The organism is Otoolea muris, from assembly GCF_943193115.1.
GTDB lineage: Bacteria > Bacillota > Clostridia > Lachnospirales > Lachnospiraceae > Otoolea > Otoolea muris.
Window position 1 is genome coordinate 1 of the sequence record NZ_CALPCY010000118.1, and the last position, 3131, is coordinate 3131.

A 3131-nucleotide genomic window follows, 5' to 3' on the forward strand; every position below is an offset into this window, starting at 1 on the left:
CATTATCCCAGAAGTATTGTTATTCCAGAAGCAAGTCTACATATGGCATAAATGTTGTTTTTTACAGCATATTTCTTGAATAATGATAGTGCTCTTTTACAATGAAGATGTAACTAATTCATCTCATTATAAAGGAGGTCTCATATGAGAAATACAATCTTACCATTCGATGAACTGATGAAAGCAGTTCTGGAGCAATTAAAATCTCAGAAATATATGGATTCAACGTTGACCGTATATCGGCGAACCTACAATCGCATTCACATTTTTCTGAATCATCATGGCACGGACATATACACTCATGAATTAGGCAAAGCATTTCTTGCCGATTCAAATGTTAGCAAGTCCACCTTTGTAGCTTATGCCTGTGCAGTACGAAGGCTGGATGACTACATTGACGGAAAACCTTACAGGTGCCATCATGGTGATTATAACGAACAGATTCCTCTGGTGTTTGCGGGCACTTTGTCTGGGTACCTTCAAGAATGCATAGATAATGGCAATAAACCGGCTACGATCTGCTCAAAAGAAAGGACCTGTATATCTTTTTTGAGCTTTGTGGAAAATGCTGGTTGTTCTGACCTTTCTCAATTAAACACCGGCATTGTATCACAGGCCTTGCTTACATTCTCCAACAAGGATGCCTATGCACGTATCCGTCAGTTCCTGAATTACCTTGCTGAAAAAGGCATCCTAGAAGTGGATCTTTCCAGGATTGTTCCGCACTATAAGAGAGGTACGGCGCTTCCCACGACATATACGCCAGATGAAATCAGCAGGGTCGAAGCTTCTGTTGATACCAATACTACTATTGGAAAGAGAAACCTTGCTATCATCCGGCTGGCATCACGAATGGGACTCCGTGCAGGCGACATTGCAAAGCTTAAACTATCGGAAATCAACTTTAGTACGGGATACATTAGTATAACCCAGGAAAAGACGGGGATACCTCTCACATTGCAAATGCCTTGTGAAGTTGTTAATGCCATTTCGATGCATCTTGGCAATGACAAATACTCTTTAGAAGACGGGTATGTATTTCATAGCCTGACGGCTCCGTATGGACGTATTACTACAAGCATAATACGACACGCTTTAAATGAATGCTTTGCTGCAGCAAATGTCAATACAGCAGGGAAAAAGCATGGTCCACATGCATTTCGGTCATCTCTTGCAAGTTCAATGGTAAACGATAATGCATCTTATGAGGTGGTTAGAAGGATACTGGGACATTCAAATCCTGATGTTATCAAGCATTACGCTAAAGCGGATATTGAAAATCTGAGGATGTGTTCTATAGATCCTCCGATTCCCACAGGGATTTTCCGTGATTATCTTTCCGGCAGGGAGGTGGTCACTCATGTTTGATAGTATTTATTCTGAACAGTTGTCACAGTATTACGGTCTTCGTCGGGAAACATTGAGTGAAAGTGCAGAAAAACACGAATTATGCTATCTACGTCGCTTTGATTCATATGTTTCCGAACGGTTGGATTCCCCCGGACACATCACGGAAGATTTCATCAACCAATGGGTTGGTTCCCTTTCGGGAAAAAGCAGTTCTGTTGAGAATGAAATCATTGTAATACGACAGTTTCTGGAGTTCCTCAAGCATACCGGAGAAAGTGTTGCCATGCCATCCATCCCCAGGGTTCATGATGACTATGTCCCGTATATCTTTAATGATATAGAGTTGAATTGTATTTTTGAGTCTGCTGATAACATCGTTCAAAAGGATCCAAAGGCTGATCCTTATCTGGTGATAGAGTTTCCGGTGATTCTCAGGCTTTTATACAGTTGTGGCCTTCGGATCGGCGAAACGGTCAAAATAAGTATGAATGATGTAGATCTGGATGGCGGCATCCTTCGCCTTATAAACACAAAAGGCAATAAGCAGCGTTTAGTCCCGATGTCAGCGCCCATGACAGATATCCTATACAAGTACTGCATGGCAATGAACCTTATCGGCAGGAACAACATATGGCTTTTCCCATCCTCTAAAAATGAGGGGCATATATCCGACAGATCAGTAAAACGCAGATTTGAGTACATTGTTCGTAATAATGGCATTCAAGTCTGTAAACGAAAGAAACACGAGCGTGGTCCATGCCTGCATTGTATGCGCCATGTGTTTGCGTTTAAATCGTTTGCAAAGGCCGAACGGGAAGGAAGGCATCTTGATGACGCTGTCCCATTCTTGTCTGTTTATCTTGGGCATGCAGGCATTAATGAAACAGCCAAGTACCTAAAATTCAGCAATGAGCTGTTTCCGGAGTCCATCGATTCCTTTGGAAGATTTATGAGCGACCTGCTTCCGGAGGTAGACTATGAAGAATAAAAAAATTTCCTTCATGGATCATCTTGAGTATTATTTCAATATATATTTACCAACTGTAAAGGGCTTATCAAAATCAACGATAGTTTCGTATAAAGCAACATTCCGTATACTTATGGAATTCTTATATACAGTAAAAGGTATTCCCTCTGATAAGGTGGAGTTCAGTACCTTTGATGATAAGTTGATCATGGAGTTCTTAAGCTGGCTGGAAACAGAGCGCAGCTGCAGTGTCAGCACTAGAAACCAGAGGCTCTCTGCTATTGCAGCATTCTCGATATATGCACAGAATAGAGATTTTGGTTCAGCAGTTACTTTCAGAAACTGTGTACTAAAAGTTCCAAAGAAGAAAGTGCCCCGTAAAGGCAGAAGCTCATTCACAAGAGATGAAGTCAAGACTCTATTCCAATTACCCGATTCAAGTAATGAAATCGGATTAAGAGATAAGACTTTGCTGTGTTTTATGTATGCTAGCGGAACAAGGGCACAGGAGGTATGTGATTTAACAGTTGGGGACATCCAGTTCTATCCTGATCGGGCTGGCATCAACATACATGGTAAAGGTCAAAAGGTGCGCCGTATAGGTATTCCATGTGATGCTTCAAATATGTTGAAGAAATATATTGAACATCGTAGAATAATCAATGATACAGGGCGGCATGTGTTCTCAAGTCAGACACATGAGAAGATGTCAGTTGCCTGTATTGAGGAAATATACTCCAAATACATTGACAAGGCAAAACTTGAGTATCCTGAAATGTTCAGATATAGTTACACGCCACATTCCATGAGGCAT

At 41.2% G+C, this 3131-nt stretch carries 3 protein-coding genes; all 3 read left to right on the top strand.

Features of this window, described 5'->3' with window-relative positions; all coding sequences use genetic code 11:
* The first annotated feature begins 144 nt into the window (after positions 1-144).
* Positions 145-1368 carry a tyrosine-type recombinase/integrase gene (locus NFS31_RS26325; RefSeq protein WP_251501928.1) on the top strand — a complete coding sequence of 408 codons (1224 nt, stop codon included), beginning with the start codon at positions 145-147 and terminating at the stop codon, positions 1366-1368.
* Positions 1361-2338: a tyrosine-type recombinase/integrase gene (locus tag NFS31_RS26330; RefSeq protein ID WP_251501931.1), complete on the top strand. Its 978-nt coding sequence runs from the start codon at positions 1361-1363 to the stop codon at positions 2336-2338. The genes NFS31_RS26325 and NFS31_RS26330 overlap by 8 nt, the downstream gene beginning before the upstream one ends.
* A partial coding sequence (locus NFS31_RS26335) for a tyrosine-type recombinase/integrase (protein WP_251501934.1) occupies positions 2328-3131 on the top strand: 804 nt, incomplete at its 3' end. The genes NFS31_RS26330 and NFS31_RS26335, both read left to right, overlap by 11 nt.

Bases quoted from the DNA above. Each gene is read 5' to 3' on its own strand.
- NFS31_RS26330 (WP_251501931.1), top strand. From the start codon at position 1,361: ATGTTTGATAGTATTTATTCTGAACAGTTGTCACAGTATTACGGTCTT.
- NFS31_RS26325 (WP_251501928.1), top strand. From the start codon at position 145: ATGAGAAATACAATCTTACCATTCGATGAACTGATGAAAGCAGTTCTG.